Annotated in this window: 14 protein-coding genes; all 14 read left to right on the top strand. The window is 36.1% G+C overall.

Translation table 11 applies throughout. From position 1 onward, the window contains the following. Positions 1 to 59: 59 nt before the first annotated feature. Positions 60 to 1502, top strand: a complete 1443-nt coding sequence (locus ACHRVL_RS10905) for a sugar porter family MFS transporter (RefSeq protein ID WP_395412649.1) — start codon at positions 60 to 62, stop codon at positions 1500 to 1502. A gap of 218 nt (positions 1503 to 1720) precedes the next feature. Continuing rightward, positions 1721 to 3235 carry an arylsulfatase gene (locus tag ACHRVL_RS10900; protein ID WP_395412647.1) on the top strand — a complete coding sequence of 505 codons (1515 nt, stop codon included), beginning with the start codon at positions 1721 to 1723 and terminating at the stop codon, positions 3233 to 3235. 13 nt (positions 3236 to 3248) lie between these two features. Beyond that, positions 3249 to 6593: a glycoside hydrolase gene (locus ACHRVL_RS10895; protein ID WP_395412646.1), complete on the top strand. Its 3345-nt coding sequence runs from the start codon at positions 3249 to 3251 to the stop codon at positions 6591 to 6593. Positions 6594 to 6899: 306 nt separating this feature from the next. After that, positions 6900 to 9281: a GH92 family glycosyl hydrolase gene (locus tag ACHRVL_RS10890; RefSeq protein ID WP_395412644.1), complete on the top strand. Its 2382-nt coding sequence runs from the start codon at positions 6900 to 6902 to the stop codon at positions 9279 to 9281. A 63-nt stretch (positions 9282 to 9344) separates the two neighbouring features. Beyond that, positions 9345 to 10637, top strand: a complete 1293-nt coding sequence (locus tag ACHRVL_RS10885; protein WP_395412642.1) for a hypothetical protein — start codon at positions 9345 to 9347, stop codon at positions 10635 to 10637. Positions 10638 to 11033: 396 nt separating this feature from the next. After that, positions 11034 to 13217 carry a glycoside hydrolase family 3 N-terminal domain-containing protein gene (locus tag ACHRVL_RS10880; RefSeq protein ID WP_395412640.1) on the top strand — a complete coding sequence of 728 codons (2184 nt, stop codon included), beginning with the start codon at positions 11034 to 11036 and terminating at the stop codon, positions 13215 to 13217. Positions 13218 to 13361: 144 nt separating this feature from the next. Next, complete coding sequence (locus ACHRVL_RS10875) at positions 13362 to 15620, top strand: GH92 family glycosyl hydrolase (RefSeq protein ID WP_395412638.1); 2259 nt, start codon at positions 13362 to 13364, stop codon at positions 15618 to 15620. A 289-nt stretch (positions 15621 to 15909) separates the two neighbouring features. Next, positions 15910 to 16815, top strand: a complete 906-nt coding sequence (locus tag ACHRVL_RS10870; RefSeq protein WP_395412636.1) for a metallophosphoesterase family protein — start codon at positions 15910 to 15912, stop codon at positions 16813 to 16815. A gap of 132 nt (positions 16816 to 16947) precedes the next feature. Next, complete coding sequence (gene fucP, locus ACHRVL_RS10865; RefSeq protein WP_395412634.1) at positions 16948 to 18237, top strand: L-fucose:H+ symporter permease; 1290 nt, start codon at positions 16948 to 16950, stop codon at positions 18235 to 18237. A 52-nt stretch (positions 18238 to 18289) separates the two neighbouring features. Next, the gene (locus ACHRVL_RS10860; RefSeq protein ID WP_395412631.1) at positions 18290 to 19909 is read left to right on the top strand and encodes a UxaA family hydrolase; all 1620 of its coding nucleotides are present in this window, start codon (positions 18290 to 18292) and stop codon (positions 19907 to 19909) included. Positions 19910 to 20015: 106 nt separating this feature from the next. Then, the gene (locus ACHRVL_RS10855; RefSeq protein WP_395412629.1) at positions 20016 to 20780 is read left to right on the top strand and encodes an SDR family NAD(P)-dependent oxidoreductase; all 765 of its coding nucleotides are present in this window, start codon (positions 20016 to 20018) and stop codon (positions 20778 to 20780) included. 6 nt (positions 20781 to 20786) lie between these two features. Then, a complete protein-coding gene (locus tag ACHRVL_RS10850) occupies positions 20787 to 21527 on the top strand; it encodes a (Fe-S)-binding protein (RefSeq protein WP_395412626.1) in 741 nt (246 codons plus the stop codon). A gap of 77 nt (positions 21528 to 21604) precedes the next feature. Then, positions 21605 to 23860, top strand: a complete 2256-nt coding sequence (locus ACHRVL_RS10845) for a glycosyl hydrolase family 95 catalytic domain-containing protein (protein WP_395412624.1) — start codon at positions 21605 to 21607, stop codon at positions 23858 to 23860. A gap of 2 nt (positions 23861 to 23862) precedes the next feature. Then, on the top strand, positions 23863 to 25236 hold the full coding sequence (locus ACHRVL_RS10840) for a lactate utilization protein B (RefSeq protein ID WP_395412622.1): 1374 nt from the start codon (positions 23863 to 23865) through the stop codon (positions 25234 to 25236). The last annotated feature ends 3 nt before the right edge of the window (positions 25237 to 25239 follow it).

Below are 25239 nucleotides of genomic sequence, written 5' to 3'. Positions count from 1 at the left end.
TGTATTAAAATCACAGGAATACCAATAACTATAACTACTATCTAAGAACCAAAAACATTATGAAAACCAAAGGAACCAATTATTTCATATCGCTCATAACATTAATAGCCGCATTAGGAGGTTTTTTATTCGGTTTTGATATGGCTGTTGTCAGCGGAATTATCGAACCATTAAAAATGCAGTACGGCTTATCATCAGCACAAGAAGGATTGTTTGTTTCCTGCGCTCTATTAGGTTGTATTGTAGGGGTAGCTTTTTCAGGTTATTTAAGTGATAAAATTGGAAGAAAAAAAGTATTGTTCGTTTCAGCCATATTATTTCTAATCAGCGCTGTAGGTTTTGCGTTTTCAGAAGAATATTCAATATTAATTTTATTCCGAGTTCTTGCCGGGATGGGAGTAGGTGTAGCCTCGAATGTTTCACCGCTTTATATTTCTGAAGTAGCTCCTTCGCATAAACGCGGACAATTGGTTGTATTTTACCAACTTGCTATAACCGTTGGGGTTTTGGCTGCTTATATCAGTAATTTTTTCCTTCAAAAATACGCAGTATCACATTCCGCAGCTGGCGAAGGTTTGCTTCATTGGTTGTTTGTTGAAAATGTATGGCGCGGAATGTTTATTGTTGGCGTAATTCCTGCAGCAGCATTTTGTTTGTTACTGTTGATAGTTCCGGAAAGCCCGCGCTGGCTGGTACAATTCGGACTCGATGAAGAAGCTTTTAAAATACTAAACAGAATAAATGGAAACGAAAAAGCACAATTAGAACTGCATTCTATTAAAGAAATGGCAAGTCAAAAATCGGGCGGCATTCAGGAGTTGCTTCGTTTACCTTTACGAAAATTATTGATTTTGGCTATGGTGCTTACTGCATTGTCACAGTTTAGCGGTATTAACGGCGTTATTTTTTACGGACCTACAATTTTAAAATCGGCTGGAATTGTTACCAGTGATGCATTGTTTTACCAAGTAATTTTAGGATCGGCGAATGTGCTTTTTACATTTGTGGCTATTTTTAAAGTAGACAGCTGGGGACGCAGACCGTTGTACATTTTTGGTTCGTTATGTGCTGCCTTTGCATTGGCGTTAACAGGTTTTTGCTTCATGATGAATATCACAGGCTGGTTTATGCTGTTTTGCATCATTCTATTTCTTTTGTTTTTTGCATTCTCCCTTGGGCCATTAAAATTTGTAATCTCAACAGAAATTTTCCCAACACATATCAGAGGAACAGCCTTGTCGATATGCATTATGACCATGTGGGTTTCGGATTGGATTGTGAATTTGTTATTTCCTATGATGAGAGACGGATTTGGTATCGCAGCGACATTTTTCATTTTCTCCTTTTTCTGTATTCTTTCTTTTGCTTATGCCAAAAAGAAATTATTTGAAACCAAAGGAAAAAGCCTTGAAGAAATCGAAAAATCATGGAATTTAGATTTAAAAGCAGCTGTAAAAGCAGCTGTAAAAGAAGAAACCCTAAAAGAAATTGAGAAAGTATAAACTGTATTTATAAAAAAATTAAACACATAGAGACATAGCTCTTGGTTGCTTAAAAAGGTGTTTCACTTGTTTGAAATATACATAGCTATATATAAGAAGAAATGCATTTCTTTTTGTCTCTTTTATTACACATAAAATCTATGTTCCTATGTGTTTAGAAAAATTGCGTCCAACAGTTTTTTTTATGATTTACAATCTCATTTAATATTCCAAATAGTATGAAAAAGATTTCACTATTATCAATAGCCTTAGTTTTTAACATGACGATTTGGGCGCAGCAAAAGCCCAACATAATTATAATTTATGCAGACGATTTGGGGTATGGTGATTTAAGCTGCTACGGTATGTCGAAAATCAGTACACCCAATATTGATAAATTGGCAAAACAAGGATTGCAATTTACCAATGCACATTCGACTTCTGCTACCTGCACACCGTCGAGATTTGGATTACTTACAGGCAAATATCCTTGGAAACAAAAAGGAACTGGAATAGCTCCGGGAGATGCCTCATTAATTATCCCGACCAACAAAGTAACTCTTCCTTCGATGCTGCAAAAGGCGGGTTATACGACAGCAGTAATTGGAAAATGGCATTTAGGATTGGGAACAAATGGAATTGACTGGAATACCGAAATTAAACCGGGTCCCAAAGAAGTCGGCTTTGATTATTCGTTTATTATGCCCGCAACTTTAGATAGAGTTCCGTGCGTGTATGTTGAAAACGGACGAGTAATAAATCTTGATCCAAAAGATCCAATAACGGTTAGTTATAAAGAAAAAGTAGGCAATGATCCAACTGGAAAAGAAAACCCAGAGCAATTGCGAATGAAACCTGATCCAGGTCAAGGACATAATGAAACAATTGTAGACAGTATCAGCCGAATTGGATATATGAGCGGCGGCCATAGCGCGTATTGGAAAGATGCTGACATAGCAGGTGATATTACCAAAAAAGCGATTAGTTTCATATCGAAAAATACGTCAAAACCCTTTTTCTTGTATTTCGCGACAGGCGATATTCATGTACCTCGTTATCCACATAGTATGTTTAGAGGTAAAAGCGGAATGGGACTTAGAGGTGATGCTATATTACAGCTGGACTGGACAGTTGGCGAAATAGTAAAAGCACTAGACAGCCTGAAACTTAGTCAAAATACACTGATCATTTTTAGCAGTGACAATGGACCTGTTGTAAATGACGGCTATATGGATAAAGCTGTTGAAATGTTAGGCAGTCATAAACCATCAGGACCATTACGCGGTGGAAAATATAGTGCTTTTGAAGCAGGAACTAGAGTTCCATTTATTGTAAAATGGCCGCAAAATGTACAGCATGATAAAAAAACAACAGTATTGTTAAGTCATGTAGATTTATTTTCCTCTTTAGCAAAACTCACAGGACAACCACTGCAAAATGACGATGCACCAGATAGTTTTGATATGTTAACACAACTAACGGGTAAATCTAAAAAAGACAGATCGTATTTGATTGAGCAAGGTGGGCCATTGTCGATTATTCAAGGAAAGTGGAAGTACATTGAACCTTCAAAAGGGCCGCGCATTGATCGTGATGTAAATATCGAATTAGGAAACGATCCGCAGCCGCAATTGTACGATTTACGCAAAGATATTGGAGAGAAAAATGACCTCGCATCTCAATATCCAGACATCGTGGCAAATCTATCTGCTTTGCTTAAATCGAGTAAAGAATTAGAAATAACAAGACCATAATTGATTAAAACCTATGAATTCAAAAAAACAAAATAGCAGCAAACTATTCTTTTTCTTTTCACTGCTTATCGTGACACAATCTCTTTTTGCACAAAAAGAAGTTCCTTTTTTCGGAAAAATAAATTGGATTAATGGTTTTGGAAAAGAAATTACAGGAGAGAATATTACCTATAATTCGGCTTTTCAGGATTATGCAACTGTTGCACTTTTAACGAGAACGACGGATGGCAATAAAACAATAGAATGGGAAACAGCTCCCGCTCCAAAAGTGATAAAAAACGATTACGTTTATTTCAGCTGGGTTGCCGGACATTCGTCAGGATCAAGCAGCGGAGACCGAAATTTTGATTTGTATGTAGACGGAAAAAAGATGTTGACTTTTACGACTTTACCTAGAAATCAAAAAACAAACTGGATTTTTAAAACAGATGACGGATCGGCATTGGCATTTCAGCAAATAAAACTGGATGGAGCAAACGACTCTCAAGGATATGCATATTTGCGTCTTCCTGCCAGTAAAGTGAAACCTGGGCAGGCTGTACGAATTAAAATTGTTGGTCAAAAACAAAACAGTAACGACTGGTTTATGACGTTCAAGTTTGCATTTGAAGAAAATGTAAAAGTAACTCCAATGCCTTTTCTTTTAAAAAATGGAACACAAACGCTTGCTTTAAGTGTTTTGCATTTTGGTAAAGACGAAACAGTAAATGTAAAAATCAACGGAAAAGAAAATTACACTTATACCGCAAAAGATGGAATGAACAATTTTGACATTCCGATTGCAGCCGTTACAAAAGAGGAAAAAATAAAAGTAGAGGTTAAACTTGCCGGCAAAATGTATATCGATGATTTTTTTGTTGTAAAACCTATTATTTATAGAGAATTTCACTTACTGCATCATTCTCATACCGATATCGGTTATTCACATTTACAGCCTGAGATTGTAAAAGTGCACAATAAAAATATCGATGATGCACTCGAAATGATCGAAAAAACAAAATCGTATCCAGAAGAAGCAAAATTTAAATGGAACATTGAATCGATTTGGGCAGTCGAAAATTATCTGAAAGAAGCAACACCGATTCAAAAAGAGAAATTTACTGCGGCAGTAAAAAATGGTGACATTCTGCTTTCGGCATTATATGTAAATATGCTTACCGGAATGAGTCAGGCTGAAGAGATGTTTCATTATACAGATTATGCTGCTAAACTGCGCAAAGAATTTGGTTTTACCATAAACAGCGCAATGATTTCTGATGTACCTGGATTTGCTTGGTCAACCGTAACGGCACTTTCAAAAGGAGGTGTAAAGTATTTTTCTATAGGTTCTAATTTTATGGGATTAGATCATCCGTATAGAGGAGACAGAGCAGGACATTTTCTTAAAAATTGGGGAGATAAACCTGTTTGGTGGTCGTCGCCTTCAGGGCAGGATAAAGTATTGTTTTGGGCTGGAGCCAAAGGATATTCGTCATGGCATGGTATGCAGCCGGGTGATATTTATGAAAGAGGAGCGAAGAAAATTGCAGATTACTTAAATGAATTAACGGCGAACAATTATCCCTACGATATGGTGCAATGGCGTTTTAATATTATTGCAGACAATGCTCCAATTGAACCGAATGCATCTGATTTTGTAAAAAAATGGAATGAAAAATATGCTTCTCCAAAATTAATTCTCAACACTGCCGATAAAATGTTTGAAGCTTTTGAGAAAAAATACGGCGATAAAATACCAACTGTAAAAGGCGATTTGACCCCTTATTGGGAGGATGGAGCACTTTCGACAGCGGAGGAAGAAGGAAAAAATAGAATTAACAGTTTGCGTTTGCAGCAATTAACCACACTTTATACCATGTTGCAGCCTAAAAAATACGATCAGCAAAACTTTTATGAAGCTTGGAGAAATATTATAATGTTTCACGAACATACTTGGGGAGCACACAATAGTATATCTGATCCAGATTCTCATTTTGTAACAGAACAATGGCGCATAAAAAAACAGTTTATGCTCGACGCTGATACTGAGATTAATGCCTTAGAGAAAAACTTATTTGAAACCATACACAATTCGAAATCTAAGAAAATTGCTGTTTTCAATACGTCATCTTGGAAAAGAACTGGATTGGTGCTTATTGAAACAACTTTAAAAGGGAAATCAGTAAAAGATGCAAACGGAAAAATTACGCCATTACAGCAATTGAGCAACGGAAAATATGCTTTTATAGCTGCTGATGTTCCTGCTTTAGGAACTGCATTTTATGAAATTACAGATAAAACAAAATCGGATCTTACAAATCAGTTTGTTTTGGGAGATCATTCTTTATCCAACGGAAAAATTGAATTTGGCTGGGATAAAACTAACGGGAGTATTACGAATCTAAAAACCATTTCAGATTTTAATTACGCCGGAGATTTCAACAAACAAGGATTAAACAGCTATTGGTACGTTCCCGGCTTAAATCCTGAGGAAGCAAAAACGAATACAAATGTTCAAGTTAAAACGCTGGAAAACGGGCCAGTAGTAACATCAGTTTCAATTACATCTGATGCTCCGGGAGCCAATAAATTGGAGCGAATTATTTCGCTTTACAGCGGAAGTAATCAAGTATTGATACATAATGTTTTAGACAAAAAAGCCATTCGTAGCAAAGAAGGTATTCATTTTGGATACCCATTCAATACACAATTAACAACAACTAGACTTGATGCAGGTTACGGAACAATTGAGTTTTTGAAAGATCAATTGGCAGGATCAAATATGGATTTTCTTTACGGAAGAAGATGGGTAGACGTTTCGACAGGAAATAAAGGAGTGCAATGGATGCTTTTAGAAGCTCCTTTGGTAGAACCGAACAGCATGGTTGATGAAAGAAAAGAGGCAGTGCCTAATTATAAGGAATGGAAAAAAACGGAGAAACCTACTTCTACATGGTTCTCCTACGTCATGAACAATTATTGGCACACCAATTACAAAGCAGATCAGGAGGGAATTGTAAACTTTAAATATGCACTTCGTCCTCATGAAACAACTGATAGAACAACGATGGAAAAAGAAGCTGCAGAGTTTACACAGCCATTGATTGCAATGACGATAAAAGAAGATGTAAAACTGCCCGTAAATCTTTTTGAATTGACCAATTCCAGAATTGTGGTAACTAGTTTAACGCCCAATCAGGATGGTACGATATTAATGCGCCTGTTTAATCCGGAAGATTCAGAACAACAAACAAAATTTGTATGGAAATCTTTGCAGCCAAAATCAATTATAGAGAAAATAACTGGCTTGGAAAAAGCAAATTCAGATGAAATAAAAATGGCAGGAAGCGGTGTTTCAGAGTTTATATTGAAGATATAAAATCAACCCGCTGGGTGTAATTGCAAAAAAATAATCCAACACATAGAAACATAGATTTTATGCCTAAAAAAGGTGACAAAAAGAAACACGTTTCTTTCACATAGCATAGCTATGTGTATTTTAAAAAAAGTGAAACGCCTAACTTTCGGTTGTAAAAGCTATGTTTCTATGTGTTAGAAGTAAGTGTTTCCAATAGGTTAAAATCGGTTAAAATCAGCGTTTTCGCGATAGCGAATCCGTTTAATCAGCGTCAGAAATCTATCGTTCCAATTTTAAAAAAATGCCTTGATATTAAATTTAAGATATATGAAAACAATTTCAAAGACAATACTATTGTTCGCAATGATCATTTCGCTTTTTTCTTGTTCGGAGAAAAAAGATGATTTTAATGCAACAGCTTGGGTCGATCCGCAGATAGGCTCTGTACACGGGCGTTGGTTTTTTTACACGCCAGCCTCTTTACCATTCGGAATGGCTAAATTGGCTCCGCATACCAATGCTTATGGAAGCGGCGGAAGCTGGGCACCTTGCGGTTATGACGATCGTCATAATTCAATTGAAGGTTTTGGACATTTTCACGAGTTTCAAATTGGCGGATTGGTAGCAATGCCCATAACGGGAAAATTGCAAACAATACCAGGAACTTTGGAAAAACCTGAAACAGGATATCGATCAACATTTGATAAAGAAGAAGAATATGCTGAACCGGGGTATTATTCTGTTTTCTTAAAAGAATATGGAATCAAAGCAGAATTGACGGCTACAGAAAGAGTTGGTTTTCATCGTTATACTTTTCCTGAATCTGCAGCATCACATATTATTTTTGATATTGGTCATCGTCAGGGTGAAAGCAGCGGTGTTACCGAAGCAGAGATGAAACTTTCTGGAAAAAATACTTTAGAAGGAACAATAGAAACTTTTCCTGAATATTTGAAATTTTGCGACCCTGATAAGCGAGTGAAAATGTATTTTGTAATTCAGCTTAGTAAAACGCCGAAGTCCTTTGGTTCATTTGTAGAAGATAAAACCTTTGATGGTCAGGGAGCAACGAAAGGAACTGGAAACGGAATGTATATCAATTTCGTAACCAAAAAAGGAGAAGTTGTCGAAATGCAAGTGGGACTTTCGTATACCAGTATCGAAAATGCAAAAGGAAATTTGAAAGCAGAAGCAGCCGAACAAACTTTTGATGCAGTAAAAGAAACGGCACATCGAAAATGGAACGAGAAATTAGGTAGAATTAAAGTTGAAACGAAAGACAGTATCAATAAAGTAAAATTCTACACAGGTTTGTATCATGCTCTTTTAGGACGTGGGTTAGCAAGTGATGCTAAGGGTACTTATCCTAGACATGATGGAAAAATAGGTCAAATACCATTAGATGAAAATGGAAAGCCAAAATACAATCATTACAATACAGATGGAATTTGGGGCGGATTTTGGAATTTAGGACAGCTTTGGGCATTGACTTACCCAGATTATTTGAGTGAATATCTTCAATCTAATATTGATTTTGCAAAAGAAACGGGCTGGCTGCACGATGGAATTGCAGCTGGAGCGCATGCAAATGGCGTACAAACCAACTGTTTTGGTTTGATGATTGCAGCGGCTTATAATAGTGGTGTTCGGGATTTTGATGTTGAAGAAGCCTATAAAATTGCTTATAAAAACGAAACAGGTTATAGTAAACGTCCATTTGGTTCAGGAAAATATGATTTGGCCTATTTTGTAAAAGAAGGTTACATTCCGTCAAAAGATACCACACTTGCCAATGGATGGGTATTTAATTTTGGCGCATCGCATACCCTTGAATTTGCATATACATCTTATGGAGTTTCTCAATTTGCAAAAGCTTTAGGTAAGACAGAGGATTATAAAAAATTAACACAACAAGCAGGAAACTGGAAGAATATTTTTGATCCTGAAACCAAGTTTATTCGACCTCGATATCAAGATGGTAAATTCATTGAAAACTTTAATCCGATGGAAGCCTGGAGAGGATTCCAAGAAGCAAATGCTTATCAATATACTTGGTACGTACCGCAAGATCCAGCAGGATTAATTAAAATTTTAGGATTGGATTTATTCAACAAACGTTTGGAAACCACTTTCAATGAAAGTCAAAAATCGACTTTTGGAGGTGGAAAAGGAATTGACAGCTTCTCAGGATTAGAAAGGCTATACAACCACGGAAATCAGCCCTGTCTGCACCATTCTTTTCTGTTTAATTATTCAGGAAAACCTTGGCTTACGCAAAAATGGTCTCGTGCAATTTGTGATGAATTCTACGGAGCAGAACCTCTTCACGGTTACGGATTTGGTCAAGATGAAGATCAAGGACAATTGGGGGCTTGGTTTGTAATGGCTTCAATGGGATTATTTGATGTTCAGGGACATGCGGCGATGAATCCAACCTTTCAATTCGGAAGTCCATTATTTGATAAAGTAACCATTAAGCTGGATCAAAAATATTATAAAGGCGAAGAATTGATAATAGAAACGAAAAATAATTCGAAGAAAAACAAATACATTCAATCAGCATCTTTCAACGGAGAGAAAATAGAAAATGCTTGGATTGACCGCAAAAAACTAACAGATGGCGGAACCTTATTTTTTGAAATGGGAGTTAAACCAAACACGAAATGGGGAACTAGAACACCCCCGCCGTCAATGAGTACAAGTGAGTAAGTTTTTATAAAATGCTCTAAACAATAAATTAAAAACAACAAACAATAATTCCAATAAATAAACATGAAAAAAATACTCTCGTCAGCAGCGGCACTTGCTTTTATGCTGACTCTTACAGCACAGCCAAAAATGCCGATTGAAAAAAAAATGTCGGAGAAAATCAAGAACGATCAGAATATGGCGTTCGTAAAAAAGAAAGCTTTGGAGGTAATTAAAACTGGCGTAAATGCTGGAGATGGCTACCGTGAAGTTTGGATTAGAGATTATAATACTTTTATAGAACTGGCTGCACAAGTCACTAAAAAAGAAGATATAAAAGAGAATCTTTTAGTGTTTTTTAGAATGCAGGGTGATGACGGAAACATTATTGACGGTTACACTCCTAAAGAACAGATTGGGGCGGGAGAAACTGATTTTTCGTATTCGAAATTAGAACCAAGATATGCAGCTCATAAAAATACAGTTGAAACAGATCAGGAAACTTCTTTGGTTCAAGCAGTTTACAAATACATTCAGTTAACTGGCGATAAATCGATCTTAGCAGAAAAGGTTGGAGATAAAACCGTAGCAAAAAGGTTAGAATGGTCAATGGACTTTTTAATGAAAAACCGTTACTCAAAAAAATACGGTTTAATTACAGGTGCCACAACAGCAGATTGGGGAGATGTACAGCCAGAAGAAGGTTATGGAGTTGATCTTGACGGAAATACGCATATGGCTTGCGATATTTACGACAACGCCATGTTTATAGTGGCTTTGAACAATATGATGGAAATAATTCCATCAACAAAAGCAAAATGGAATAAAATTAAAATTGATGTTGCAAAAAATACAAGAACTTACCTTTGGGATGCTAAAAATCAAAAATATATTCCGCATTTGTATTTAAATGGTTCGCCATTTCCAGCAGATTTTGATGAGAATAATATCTTCTATTTTGGAGGAACAACAGTTGCAATGGAAGCAGGATTATTGAGTAAAGCCGAAGTAAAAGCTTCTTTGGACGAAATGGTAAAAAGAGTAAAAGAGGCAGGAGCACCGTCTATTGGTTTAACCCTTTATCCACCTTATCCAAATGGTTTTTTTGTAAACAAAATTATGAATCCGGTTTACAGTTATCAAAATGGCGGTGACTGGACTTGGTTTGGAGCAAGAACAATTCAGCAATTAATTAAATACGGATATATTGAAGAAGCATACAGAGAAGTACAGCCAATGCTTAAACGAGTAAAAGACAATAATGGTTTCTACGAATGGTATTCGATAAAAAATGAGCCAAGAGGATCAGGTACTTTTAGAGGTGAAGCAGGAGTTTTGTATACTGCGATCGTAATGTTCGAAAATCTGAATAAATAAGAAAATCATAGAAAGGTGAAGTAGATAAGATAATTATCAACTTCACTTTATTTTATAGAATTGGATTTTGTTTAATCTTACCTTAGGATTGCATTTATGTAAGTGAGATATTTCGTAAGAGATATCTCTTTTCTGTTTTTTTAACTAAAAGTAAAGGCAATTGTAACTTAAATTTGGATAAAATCGGAGTATTATTTAATCAAAAAGATATTTTATCTTTAAATTTCCGAAATATTACAAATAAAGTGATGGCAAAGAACATTGATTCTTTGAAACAAAGGAAGTTATGGTTTTTAAAAACACTTGGTATAACTGAATTTTGTAACTATTTGCTTTGATTAGTAAAACGATTTAGGAAAATAAGAAGTACAATTATAAAATTTAAAAATCTCTATAATGAATTGTTCAATAAGCTTTAGATTCGTAATGATTTTTTGCTTTTGTGCAGGAATTATTTCCGCACAGCAAAAAACATTTGCCTATAAAAAACAAAATTTATCAATAGATAAAAGAGTAGATGATTTATTGAAACAATTGACGATTGAAGAAAAAATATCTTTATTAGGATTTGAAAGTAAAGCCGTAAAACGATTGGATATTCCGCAGTATAATTGGTGGAATGAATCACTGCATGGAGTAGCAAGAGCAGGAAAAGCAACTGTTTTTCCGCAAGCATTAGGAATGGCAGCCTCTTTTAATGATAATTTATTAAATGAGGTAGCAAATGCTATTTCAACCGAAGCCAGAGCCAAAAACAATATGGCTGTAGCCAAAGATCGCCGTTTGCAATATATGGGATTAAATTTCTGGTCACCAAACATTAATATTTTCAGAGATCCGCGTTGGGGAAGAGGTCAGGAAACCTATGGAGAAGATCCTTTTCTAACAGGAAAAATGGGAACAGCTTATGTAAAAGGCTTACAAGGAACAGATCCAAAATACATGAAAGCGGCGGCTTGTGCCAAACATTTTGCGGTACACAGCGGCCCCGAAAAAAACAGACACTCGATTGATGTTATCGTAGATGAAAAAGATTTGAGAGAAACTTATTTGTACGCTTTCAAAAAATTAGTTGATGCAAAAGTAGAAACCGTAATGTGCGCCTATAATCGCGTAAATTCAGAACCTTGCTGTACTGGAAAAACTTTGTTAAAAGATATTTTACGTGACGAATGGAAATTTGGCGGTCATGTTGTTACCGATTGTTGGGCGTTACAAGATATTTACGAAAGCCATAAAACCCTGCCAAACAGCGTAACTGTTGCTGCTGAAGCAATTAAAGCAGGAGTAAATATGGATTGCAGTGGATTATTGCAAAAAGATGCGATTAATGCATTGAATCAAAAATTAATTACTCAAAAAGATATTGATAATGCACTAGCTCCAACATTACGTACACAATTCAAATTAGGATTTTATGACAAACCAGAAGACAATCCGTATAGAAAATATGGTATAGACAGTATTGCAAATACCTATCATAGAAATCTAAGCCGAAAAATGGCAGAACAAAGCATGGTTTTGTTGAAAAATGGAGAAGTAGGGGAAAAGAAAACAAAATTACTTCCGCTGAAAAAGGAAGATTATAAATCGATGGTAGTTGTTGGACCAAATGCAGCTTCGCTAGACGCTTTATTAGGTAATTATCACGGAATTACAGATAAAGCCGTAAATTTTGTAGAAGGTATTGCAGGTGCTGTTGATCCTGATACTCGTGTAGAATACGACATGGGCTGCGATTTTACCGATACAAAGAATTTTGGTGGTGTTTGGGCAGCTTCTATGGCTGATTTAACGATTGCTGTAATTGGTTTTACTCCAGTTTATGAAGGCGAAGAAGGCGATGCTTTTCTAGCTGATGGTAAAGGAGACAGAAAGAACATGGATTTACCAGCGTCGCATATTGCATATATAAAAGCACTTCGTAAAGGAACTAAATCGCCGCTTGTAGCAGTAGTAACAGGTGGAAGCGCAGTAGATATTTCGGCAATTGAGCCTTATGTAGATGCCATTGTTTTTGCTTGGTATCCGGGAGAACAAGGTGGAACAGCTTTGGCAAATCTTCTTTTTGGAAAAGTTTCTCCATCAGGACATTTACCAGTTACTTTCTATAAATCGTTCAGTGATTTACCTGATTATAACAGCTATGCAATGGCGGGAAGAACCTATCGTTATTCTGATAAAGAAGTACAATATCCTTTTGGTTTTGGATTAAGTTACAGCACTTTTGGTTACAATTGGGTTCGACGACCTAAGACAGTGAAATTGAATTCAGAGAAAATTTCAATGCAAATCGAAATTTTTAATACAGGAAATTATGATGCTGATGAAGTTGCTCAGGTGTATGTAGAATATCCGAACGTTAATAGAATGCCGTTAAAAGAACTGAAAGCTTTTAAACGTGTTTCGTTGGTAAAAGGAAAATCAAAAACAATCACATTAGAGATTCCATTGGAAGAGCTTCAAAAATGGGACGAGACTACAAAACAATTTAGAATATATGAGGGAAACTACACATTGAAAATTGGATCGAATTCAAGAGATACAATGTTGGAAGGTAGTTTTGAGATTGTGAAGTAGAGGAGAGAAGCAAGAAGCAAGAGTATAGATGCAAGAGTAAAGTAGCTTAAGTTTGCTCCGCTAGAAATTAGTGTTAATTAGTGTAATTAGCGGCAAAAACTTTTTCAGATGTTACTACAGAAGGATATATCAAATTAAAGAAATATGAATAAAAATTTAAAATCAACATTTTTTGCAATTTTAGGACTTTGCTGTCTGCAAATGCAAGGTCAGACTAGTAAACAAAATTTAACGCAATATGTAGATCCTTTTATTGGAACAGGATTTCACGGACACGTTTTTATGGGCGCAAATGTTCCTTTTGGAGCAGTTCAGCTTGGGCCTGTAAATATCTCACAAGGTTGGGATTGGTGTTCTGGATATCATTATTCAGATCCAACTATTATCGGATTTTCACATACACATTTGAGCGGAACCGGAATTGGTGATCTTGGCGATTTACTTTTTATGCCTGCCGTTGGTAAAATCAATTTGAAAAAAGGAACCGCCAAGGATATGGAAAACGGTTATATCTCAGGTTTTGATCATAAAGATGAAGTTGCAAAACCGGGTTATTATTCGGTTATTTTGAAGAAAAACGGAATCAAAGCTGAAATGACAGCTTCTGAAAGAGTTGGTTTTCAAAAATACACTTTTCCTGCTTCAGATAAATCACATATCGTTTTAGATTTGGTAGAAGGAATTGGATGGGACAAAGCGGTAGACACTTATATTAAAGTAAAGAATGATACTTTGATTGAAGGATATCGTTTCTCGAAAGGCTGGGCGCCGGATCAACGTATTTATTTTGCAGCAGTTTTGTCAAAACCAGCTAAAAAAATCCAATTGTACAACAATACAAAAGAGATGATTAATAAAGTGGTTTTGGGAGACAGCGCCAAAGCAGTACTTCAGTTTTCGACTTTAAAAGATGAAGTGATTAAAATTAAAGTGGGAATTTCGGCAGTAAGTACAGAAAACGCTTTAATGAACATAAAAAAAGAAATTTCAGGCTGGAACTTTGAAAAAGTTGCTGTTCAAGCAGATGAAAAATGGAACAAAGAATTGAATAAAATTCAGGTAAAATCGAAAGATATTGCTAAAATGAGAACATTTTATACGGCTTTATATCACACCATGATTGCGCCGTCGACTTACAACGACAGTAATGGTGATTATTACGGTTCAGACAAACAAGTGCATAGAGCAGCAGGATTTACCAATTTAACCACATTTTCGTTGTGGGATACTTACAGAGGAGCAAATCCTTTGCTTACGTTAACGCAAACAGAAAAAGTTTCGGATATTATCAATTCGATGTTGGCCATTTATAAAGAAACAGGACATCTTCCGGTTTGGCATTTAATGGGGAATGAAACTTATTGTATGCCTGGAAACAGCGCTATTCAGATTGTGGTTGACGCGTATTTAAAAGGCATCAAAGGAATTGACGGAGAATTGGCTTTCGAAGCTGTAAAAGCAACAGCAATGCAGGACGACCGCGGATTGAATTTCGTAAAAAAAATAGGCTACATTCCTGCAGATAGTTTGAGAGAATCAGTAGCAATTGGTATGGAATATTCTATCTCTGATGGAGCAATCGCGATGATGGCTAAAAAAATGGGTAAAACAGAAGATTATAATTATTTTATTAATCGTTCAAAAGCCTATAAAAAATATTACGATCCTTCTACCACTTTTGTACGTGGAAAAGTAAGCGATACACAATGGAGAACACCTTTTGATCCGTTTAAATCGGCACATATGAAAGATGATTTTGCCGAAGGAAATGCCTGGCAGTATACTTGGTTAGTGCCTCATGATGTAGAAGGTTTAATCGCAATGCTGGGTGGAGAAAAAACATTCACAAAAAAACTGGATACTTTATTTACCATTACGGGCGATATGGGAGCAGAAGCTTCAAGTGATATTACAGGTTTAATTGGGCAGTATGCGCACGGAAACGAGCCGAGTCATCATATTACGTATCTCTATAATTTCGTAGGACAACCTTGGAAAACAGCCGAAAAAGTACGTTACATCGTAGATAATTTATACAGTGACAAACATGATGGATTGTGCGGAAATGAAGATGTTGGACAAATGTCGGCTTGGTATATTTGGAGCGCAATGGGAATGTATTCTGTAAATCCATTCAATGGAATTTATGTTTTCGGAAGCCCAAGTATGGATGAATCAACATTGAATTTAGCTGATGGAAAAAGCTTCACCGTAAAAGCATTAAACAACAGTACAAAGAATATTTACATTCAAAAAGCAACTTTAAATGGGAAACCTTATACTCAAAGTTATATTCTTCATTCAGATATTATGAAAGGCGGTGAGTTAATTTTTACGATGGGAGATAAACCTTCAAAAACTTGGGGAGTTGCCGTAAAAGACAGACCTTATTCTGTGAAATAGTTTTCCCTAATAGGTTTTAAAGACCCGTTAGGTTTTAAATATATTAAACTAGAAATTTAAAGGAAGAGGTTGAATATCGTCCAGCTTCAGCTGGATGTAAATAGTAAGATTGAGATTTAGGGCTTTAGCCAAAATGTATAAGTTTGGCTAAAGCCCTTTCTGTTGACAATTTTATCCCTCCAGTTATAACAGGATGAAATTCAATCATTTAAAAAAGGATATAGGTAGAATTAAAAATCATAAAATCTACTAGATCTGTGTAAAAATTATCCAACAAACAAACTAGAAAATGAAAAGAAGAGATTTACTAAAATATATTGGATTAACTGCAGGTACAGTTGCCTTGACTGGTTCAACTTCTATAATTTCTGCAGCGGAGAAAAGTACTAAATCTAAAAGAGTTTTGCGCATTGCACATATTACAGATGTGCATATTCGACCAGAAGAAAATGCACCAGAGCGATTTGAGAAATGTTTAGAAGAAATCAAGAAACACAAAGTCGATTTTTTTCTCAATGGCGGAGATTCCATTTTTGCGGCAGACTATGATAATATTACTCGTGAAAGAGTAAATGAACTATGGAAAATTTGGAACGATACAACCAAAGGAATCAATGGTTTTGAATTGCACAGTTGCCTTGGAAATCATGATATGTGGTGGGCAGCGCCAAACAAACAAGATACAATGTATGGGAAAAACTATGTTGTAAAGCAATTAGGAATTCCAAACCGCTATTACAGCTTTGATAAAAAAGGATGGCACTTTGTGATATTAGACAGTAATAACGGCGGAGGTTCATTAGATGATGAACAGCGTTTATGGCTCGAAAAAGATTTACAAAGTTTACCTGTTGGTACACCAGTTGTCTGTATGAGTCATTTTCCTATTCTTGCTGTATGTACACATGTAGATGGAGGAAATCATACCGATTCTAAATACATCAGCGATCTTTTTTATAAACATAAAGACAAAAAAATCACGTGTTTGAGCGGGCACATTCATTTACTGGACGAAGCAGTTTACAACAATGTGCAGTATTACTGCAATGGTGCTTTGAGTGGTTTTTGGTGGGAACCGGGAGACAAAGACTCGGCAGGGAAAACTTATTATAAACAAACACCTCCGGGATACGCCGTTATTGATCTTTTTGAAGATGGATCAGTTACAAATCAATATTACCCGCATTCTTTTTAAATGCATCTCTTTTGTTTGAAATTATCATAATAGACAATTACTAATTAAACAAGGGTAATATTGAATTAATAATTATACTTTAAGTATTATATTTTTATAATCGTAAAAAAGTATAATTTTAATAAAAAGCATATGGCATTAATAACGCAGTTGGATGTTCAAAAAGAGACTGGTACAAAAGAAAATAAGAAATGGCTTTTTCCTTTTATATTAGTTACCAGTTTATTCTTTTTCTGGGGTTTTGTACACAACTTAGATCCAATACTTATTCCTCATTTACGAAAAGCATTTAATCTTACAGACTTAGAATCATCTTTAATAGACTCTTCAGTTTTTATTGCCTATTTTGTTATGGCATTGCCTGCAGGTTATATTATGCGAAAATACGGTTATAAATCAGGTATTATGATCGGGTTGGTTTTATTTGGTATTGGTTCCATTTTGTTTGTTCCAGCGGCCAATTCACTACAATATATTTACTTTTTAGGAGCTTTATTTGTTATCGCCTGCGGACTTACTTTTTTAGAAACAGCCGCAAATCCATATGTAACTATTCTGGGACCAGCTGAAACAGCAACAAAGAGATTAAATTTCTCTCAATCGTTTAACGGATTAGCTGCATTTATTGCTCCGGCTTATATTGGCCCGATGATCTTATCGGGTAAAAATCTAACTCAAGCTCAAATAGATGCTATGGCTCCTGCCGAATTGCACGCTTATGTTTTAGAAGAAGCAGCGAGTGTAAAAATGCCGTATTTAGTTTTAGGACTAATTATTCTGGCAGTAGCAGTTTTGTTTTATTTTACGAATATGCCAGATGTAAAAGACGAAGATAAAGAAGGAGCAGACGGCGCAAGTTTTGCTGGAGCCCTAAAATCACTGCGCTTGCGTTGGGGGATTATAGCGCAGTTTTTTTATGTAGGAGCACAAGTTTGCGTTGGAAGCTTTTTCATTAAAATGGCTACTACTTCAGCAGGACTTACAGAAGGTGTTGCAGCCAAATATTTAGGATTTTTTGGCTTGGCATTCATGCTTGGACGTTTTGCAGGTACATTTTTCATGCAATACATACAGCCTAGAAAATTATTAATCATTTATGCCATTATTAATATTGGCTTATCAATATTAGCCATAACAGGAACAGGAATGCTGGTAGTGTATACTTTAATAGCAATTGCATTTTTTATGAGTATCATGTTTCCAACTATTTTCTCAATGGGAATTGAGGGACTTGGACACAACACAAAAATTGGTTCTTCATTAATCGTAATGTCGATTGTTGGCGGAGCATTGCTTCCTCCAGTTTTAGGATTGATTTCGGATATTACAGGAAGTATTCAGTATGGTTATGTCGTTCCATTAACGTGTTTCTCGGTAATTCTATTGTTTGCATTTAACGGACATAAAACAAATAAAGCATAAATTCTATTTATATAATATGTTAGAAAACGGAGTTAAAAGATTGGTGATAAAAATGCACCCAGACGATAATGTACTGGTGGCTTTAACAGATTTGTCTAAAGGAGAGAATGTAGTTTTTGATAATGAAACTTTCCTATTACAGGACACAATCAAGGCAAAGCATAAATTTTATACAACCAATTTGAGAGTGGGAGATGAAATTATTATGTACGGCGTTTTGGTTGGAAAAGTGCAGTGTGATGTTGCAAAAGGCAGTTTAATGACAACAGAAAACCTTAAACATGCAGCAGAACCTTACAAGTATCGTGATGTTAGTTTTGAATGGCAGGCACCAGATGTGTCAAAGTATAAAGACAGAACTTTTAATGGGTATAAACGAAATGACGGACGTGTAGGAACTGCCAATTATTGGTTATTTGTGCCTACAGTATTTTGCGAAAATAGAAATTTGGATGTAATACGTGAAGCTTTACACAATGAGTTAGGATATTCTGTAAGTGATAAATACACTCAGTATACTCATGCTTTACTTGAAGCTTATAAAAACGGAGAAAGTCTAGATTCAATTGACGTTCAGCTAGCTCCAGAACCTTATACAAACAAAGTTTTTAAAAATGTAGATGGTATAAAATTTTTGAATCATCAAGGAGGCTGCGGAGGCACACGTCAAGATTCGGCTACCTTAAGTGCCTTATTAGCATCTTATGCAAATCATCCAAATGTTGCAGGTATAACAGTACTTAGTTTAGGATGCCAGCATTTACAAGTACAGGATTTTACAAACGATGTCAAAAAACAAAATCCGTCTTTCGATAAACCTTTATACATTTTTGAGCAGCAACAATCAAAAAGTGAAGAACAATTAATTGCAGATGCTATCAAAAAAACATTTGAAGGATTAATTGAAATAAACAAACAAGAACGAACTCCAGCATCTTTGAGTGAATTATGTTTAGGAGTTAAATGCGGTGGAAGTGATGGTTTTAGCGGAGTTTCGGCAAATCCAGCAGTAGGTTATACATCAGATTTACTGGTGGCTTTAGGAGGTAAAGTATTACTGGCAGAATTTCCTGAATTGTGCGGGGTAGAGCAAAATTTAATTGATCGTTGTACATCAGAACCAGTAGCTAAAAAATTCATCGATTTAATGCAGTCTTATGATGCCTTAGCGCATAAAGTAGGTTCCGGATTTCATATGAATCCTTCACCAGGAAACATCAAAGACGGATTAATTACAGATGCCATCAAAAGTGCCGGCGCAGCAAAAAAAGGAGGAACTGCACCAGTAATTGATGTTTTAGACTATACAGAATCTGCAACAAAAGCAGGCCTAAGTTTAGTTTGCACGCCCGGAAACGATGTGGAAGCAACAACTGGAAAAGCAGCTTCTGGAGCAACATTAATTTTATTTACCACAGGTTTGGGAACTCCAACAGGAAATCCAGTTTGTCCAGTAATTAAAGTAGCGACAAACTCTGTTCTAGCAAAGAAAATGAGTGATATTATTGATATTGATTGCGGCCCGATTATAAGCGGTGAGAAAACCATTGAAGAAATGGGAGAAGATATTTTAGAATATTGCATTAAAGCTGCCAGTGGTGAAATCATTCCAAAAGCAGTCTTACTAAATCAAGATGATTTTATTCCTTGGAAAAGAGGGGTATCTTTATAAGTTGTTTAAGTTTTGAGTTTAAGAAGATCATTGCTTTTTTACTTTTGAAAAGAGCAGTGATCTATAGTTACTTAAAGAAATGGTTTAAAAATAAAATAGAATTTATATGTTTTCATTACAAAATAAAAAAGCAGTTATTACAGGAGGCGGCAGCGGAATTGGGAAAGCTATTGCAGCTTTATTTGCAAAGCAGGGAGCTGAAGTTCACATTGTAGAATTAACAGAAGAAAGTGCAAAAACGGCTGTCGACGAAATTACAGCAAACGGAGGAAAAGTATTTGCTCATGCTTGTAATGTTGCCAATCAGCAGGAGGTATTAGCGGCATTTGAGAAAATCGGAAATATAAATATTTTGATAAACAATGCAGGAATTGCTCATGTTGGAAAAGTAGATACAACACCCGAAGCAGATTTTGACAGAATTATGAATGTGAATGTAAAAGGGGTGTACAATTGTTTACATGCTTCAATACCACATTTTAGAAATTCTGGCGGAGGTGTTATTTTAAACATGGCATCAATTGCGGCTTGGGTAGGAATTCCGGATCGATTTGCTTATTCTACAGCCAAAGGAGCTGTAATGGCAATGACTTTATCAATAGCGAGAGATTATATGAGCGAGAATATTCGTTGTAATTCTGTTTCTCCGGCACGTGTACATACACCATTTGTAGATGGTTTTATAGCTAAAAATTATCCAGGTCAGGAAGCTGAAATGTTTGAAAAATTATCAAAGTCTCAGCCAATCGGACGTATGGCAAAACCAGATGAAGTTGCAGCTTTAGCTTTGTTTTTATGCAGCGATGAATCTGGTTTTGTTACCGGCTGTGATTATCCAATTGATGGAGGATTTATAAAACTAAATAACTAAGTTACAATGAAGGTTGCTTTATTCATTCCCTGCTATATAGATCAATTTTATCCAAATGTGGGTATTGCGACCTTGCAATTATTGGAAAAACTGGGTTGTGAAGTTACTTTTCCTTTAGAACAAACCTGCTGCGGTCAGCCTATGGCGAACAGCGGTTTTGCAAGCTTGAGTAAAGGCTGTGATAAAAACTTTGTCAAAAATTTTTCAGGATTTGAATATATAGTAGCTCCGTCTGGGAGTTGTGTTTTGCATGTAAAAGAACATTTGCATGATGACGAAAATCCTCAAGAAGCATTAAAGATTCGTAGTTCGGTTTATGAACTTACAGAGTTTTTAACTGATATCTTAAAGGTAGAAATCATCAATGCTGATTTTCCCTTTAAAGTAGGATTACATAATAGTTGCCACGGACAAAGAGGATTGCACCTTTCTTCAATGACGGAAAGAATGTTGCCTGAATTTTCGAAACCGGAGCAATTGCTAAATATGGTTGGTGGAATCGAACTCAGAAAGCCAAAACGTAATGATGAATGTTGTGGTTTTGGAGGAACTTTTTGCGTTTTTGAAGAAGCAGTAAGTGTAAAAATGGGTAAAGATCGCGTAAAGGAACATGAAGACAACGATGTTGATTACATTACTGGAGGAGATACCAGCTGTTTAATGCATCTTGATGGTATATTAAGAAGACAAGGAAGTAAAGTTAAAACTATTCATATTGCCGAAATACTCAATAATAGTTTACAATAAGTCGAGGAGAAGAAATTTCCCTGATTGTGGTTCGGAAAATAGATGATACAATCATCATTAATTGCATATTCAAAATAATGAATAAAATTATATTATTTGCGCTTTTATCCATTACATTATTGGTTGGCTCTGTTTGTCTAGCACAAAAGAATCATCCAAGACAATTATGGTACAAACAGCCAGCTGTAAAGTGGTCTGCTGAAGCTTTACCTATCGGGAATGGAAGGTTGGGAGCCATGTTTTTTGGCGGAGTTGAACAAGAAGTTATTCAGTTCAACGAGCAAAGCCTATGGTCGGGAGACAATAACTGGGATGGCGAATATGAAACAGGCGATCACGGATTTGGTTCGTACCGTAACTTTGGAGAAATCACAATTGATTTTATAGACAAAAGTGCTTTTTCTAATTATTCTCGTTCGCTTGATATTTCGACTGGAATTCATCAAACTAATTTTACTCAGAATAATATAAAAATTAGCCGTGAAGGTTTTGCGAGTTATCCGGATCAGGTAATGGTTTTTGAATATAAAGCCAATGCAAAAAAGGGTTTTTCAGGAACAATTTCACTTCATTCGGCTCAAGGCGCAATAAGCAAATCGAGTACGAATAGTTTAAGTTTTATTGGAGAAATGCCAAATAAACTGAAATATGCAGCCAAACTTTTGGTACATAACAAAGGAGGAAAAATACGTTTTGAAGGCGAAAAATTGATCTTTGAAAATTGTAATGCATTGACATTGATTTTAGATGCCAGAACAAATTATAAACCTGATTTTAAATCAGATTGGCGAGGAGAAGACCCAATGCCGCTTATTGAAAAAGAATTAGCTGCAGCTAAAGCCAAAGGTTATGAAAAACTTAAAGCTGCGCACATAAAAGATTTGAGTTCGCTGCTTTCGCGAGTATACCTCAATATTGGAAATGCAGATGCAGCGACTTCTGTTTTACCAACAGATGAGCGCTTAAAAAAATATGCAGCCGGAGGAGTTGATCCCGATTTAGAAGAAACAATGTTTCAATATGGGCGTTATTTATTAGCAAGCAGTTCTCGTCGTGGAGGTTTACCAGCCAATTTGCAAGGTTTATGGAATGACAGCAACACACCTGCATGGGCAAGTGATTACCACAATAATATCAATATTCAAATGAATTATTGGGGAGTTGAATCGACCAATTTATCTGAATGTCATTTGCCTTTGATTGATTTTATCGTTGCTGCTCAGGAACCTTGTCGAATTGCTACTCGCAAAGCTTTTGGAGAAAAAACACGTGGCTGGACAGCACGAACAAGTCAAAATATATTTGGCGGAAATGGCTGGGAATGGAATATACCTGCAAGCGCTTGGTATGCACAACACGTATATGAACATTGGGCATTTACTAAAGACAATAATTATTTGCGCCAAACGGCATATCCTATTATTAAAGAAGTTTGCGAATATTGGGAAGATAATTTAAAAACAATGCCAAATGGACAATTAATGGTTCCAAATGGTTGGTCGCCAGAACATGGCCCGCGTGAAGATGGAGTAATGATGGATCAGCAATTGGTTTGGGATTTATTTCAAAATTATCTGGATGCAGCAAAAGCACTTGGTATCGATGCAGATTATCAGAAAAAAGTATTCGATATGCAATCTCGTTTAGCTCCAAATAAAATTGGAAAATGGGGTCAATTGCAAGAATGGCAAGTGGATCGTGATGATCCAAATGATGAACATCGTCATACATCGCATCTTTTTGGGGTATATCCGGGGCGTCAAATTAGCAGTTCTGTAACGCCGGAACTGGCTAAAGGAGCAATTCTTTCCTTACGAAGCCGAAGCGGAAATTTCGGCAAAAATGAGAACACACCTTTTACAGTTGAATCTACTGTTGGAGATAGCCGCCGCTCCTGGACATGGTCTTGGCGTTGCGCACTTTGGGCACGTTTGGGCGAAGGAGATCGCGCAGAAATTATGATCCGCGGATTGTTAACTTACAATACATTACCAAATTTGTTTTGCAATCATCCACCGTTTCAACTCGATGGTAATTTTGGAATTACCGCTGCAATGGCGGAAATACTTCTTCAAAGCCAAACAGAGAAAATTCAATTGCTTCCTGCACTTCCAAAAACATGGAAAAATGGAGAAGTAAAGGGATTATGCGCCAGAGGCGGATTTGAAGTAGACATGAAATGGGAAGAAGGAAAGTTGGTGAGCGCAAAAGTGTTATCAAAAGTAGGTGGAGTTTGTAAATTGCAAAACAGTACTAATACTATTGAAATAATGACTCAGCCTGGAAAAAGTTATACTTTCAATGCTGAATTAAAAGAGATTCTTAAGAAGTAATTATGAAAACAACGCACGCTGACTTAGCGGGAAAGTTTATAGAAGACGAGCCTAGAACCAATTGGCACGACGAAACTTTGTGGTTTGTTCGCGAAAAACGAGACAAAGCAGCACATGGTTTGCCAGAGTGGGAACAGCTTCGAGAATGGGGATCTCAGATTAAAAATGCTACACTTTCAAATCTTTCTAATTACTTGAAAGAGTTTGAAGAAAATGCAATCGCAAATGGAATAAAAGTGCATTGGGCTTCAGATGCAAAAGAACACAATGAGATAGTTCATAAAATTATCAAAAAGCACAATATTCAGAAGATTGTGAAAAGCAAAAGCATGCTGACGGAAGAATGTCACTTAAATGAATATTTGCACGAGCATGGTATAGAAGTAGTCGACACAGATCTTGGAGAGCGAATTGTTCAGTTTAGAAAAGAACCTCCAAGTCATATTGTTTTGCCTGCAATACATTTGAAAAAAGAAGATGTAAGTGCTACTTTTCATGAACATTTACAAACTGAAAAAGGAAACAATGACCCACAATATTTAACTGAGGCTGCAAGACAACACTTGCGTAATAAATTCGTAGAATCGGACTTAGCGATTACGGGAGTCAATTTTGCTATTGCAGAAACGGGTGGTTTTGTAGTTTGTACCAATGAAGGAAATGCGGATATGGGCGCGCATACTGCCGCAGTACATATTGCCTGTATGGGATTCGAAAAATTGATTCCAAAAGCTGAACATTTATCTGTATTTTTGAGATTATTGGCAAGAAGTGCTACAGGTCAGCCTATTACAACTTATTCAAGTCATTTTCATAAACCGCGACCTAATCAGGAAATACACATTGTTATTGTAGATAACGGTCGAAGCAAACAGTTAGGAAGAGAAGATTTTAGAAATTCATTAAAATGCATCCGCTGTGCAGCTTGTTTTAATACCTGTCCAGTTTATCGCAGAAGCGGTGGTCACAGTTATCATACGGCCGTGGCGGGGCCAATTGGTTCTATTCTAAACCCAAATTTAGATATGAAAGTCAATGCCGACTTGCCTTTTGCATCGACTTTATGCGGTAGTTGCAGTAATGTTTGTCCGGTGAAAATCAATATTCATGAGCAATTATGGAAATGGAGACAAGTAATTGTTTCTGAAGGTTATGTAGCGGCTAGTAAAAAAATAAGCATGAAAGGAATGAATTTCGTGTTCTCGAATCCCAAAATCTATCGTTTGATGGGAAATATAGGGCGTAAGAGTATGCAGTTATTCCCATTTATAGTAAATAACAAACTGAATATTTGGTTTAAACAAAGAGAAATGCCAGTTGCTCCAAAGGAATCCTTTAGAGATTGGTATCTAAAAAATAAGAAAAGCCAAAATTAAAAT

It is taken from the genome of Flavobacterium sp. FlaQc-28 (assembly GCF_044007415.1).
Taxonomy (GTDB): Bacteria; Bacteroidota; Bacteroidia; order Flavobacteriales; family Flavobacteriaceae; genus Flavobacterium.
This window is presented reverse-complemented; position numbering and strand designations above follow the sequence as displayed.

Excerpts from the sequence above, each read along its gene's own strand:
- ACHRVL_RS10905 (WP_395412649.1), top strand. The coding sequence starts at position 60 with ATGAAAACCAAAGGAACCAATTATTTCATATCGCTCATAACATTAATA.
- ACHRVL_RS10900 (WP_395412647.1), top strand. The coding sequence starts at position 1,721 with ATGAAAAAGATTTCACTATTATCAATAGCCTTAGTTTTTAACATGACG.
- ACHRVL_RS10895 (WP_395412646.1), top strand. The coding sequence starts at position 3,249 with ATGAATTCAAAAAAACAAAATAGCAGCAAACTATTCTTTTTCTTTTCA.
- ACHRVL_RS10890 (WP_395412644.1), top strand. The coding sequence starts at position 6,900 with ATGAAAACAATTTCAAAGACAATACTATTGTTCGCAATGATCATTTCG.
- ACHRVL_RS10885 (WP_395412642.1), top strand. The coding sequence starts at position 9,345 with ATGAAAAAAATACTCTCGTCAGCAGCGGCACTTGCTTTTATGCTGACT.
- ACHRVL_RS10880 (WP_395412640.1), top strand. The coding sequence starts at position 11,034 with ATGAATTGTTCAATAAGCTTTAGATTCGTAATGATTTTTTGCTTTTGT.
- ACHRVL_RS10875 (WP_395412638.1), top strand. The coding sequence starts at position 13,362 with ATGAATAAAAATTTAAAATCAACATTTTTTGCAATTTTAGGACTTTGC.
- ACHRVL_RS10870 (WP_395412636.1), top strand. The coding sequence starts at position 15,910 with ATGAAAAGAAGAGATTTACTAAAATATATTGGATTAACTGCAGGTACA.
- fucP (WP_395412634.1), top strand. The coding sequence starts at position 16,948 with ATGGCATTAATAACGCAGTTGGATGTTCAAAAAGAGACTGGTACAAAA.
- ACHRVL_RS10860 (WP_395412631.1), top strand. The coding sequence starts at position 18,290 with ATGCACCCAGACGATAATGTACTGGTGGCTTTAACAGATTTGTCTAAA.
- ACHRVL_RS10855 (WP_395412629.1), top strand. The coding sequence starts at position 20,016 with ATGTTTTCATTACAAAATAAAAAAGCAGTTATTACAGGAGGCGGCAGC.
- ACHRVL_RS10850 (WP_395412626.1), top strand. The coding sequence starts at position 20,787 with ATGAAGGTTGCTTTATTCATTCCCTGCTATATAGATCAATTTTATCCA.
- ACHRVL_RS10845 (WP_395412624.1), top strand. The coding sequence starts at position 21,605 with ATGAATAAAATTATATTATTTGCGCTTTTATCCATTACATTATTGGTT.
- ACHRVL_RS10840 (WP_395412622.1), top strand. The coding sequence starts at position 23,863 with ATGAAAACAACGCACGCTGACTTAGCGGGAAAGTTTATAGAAGACGAG.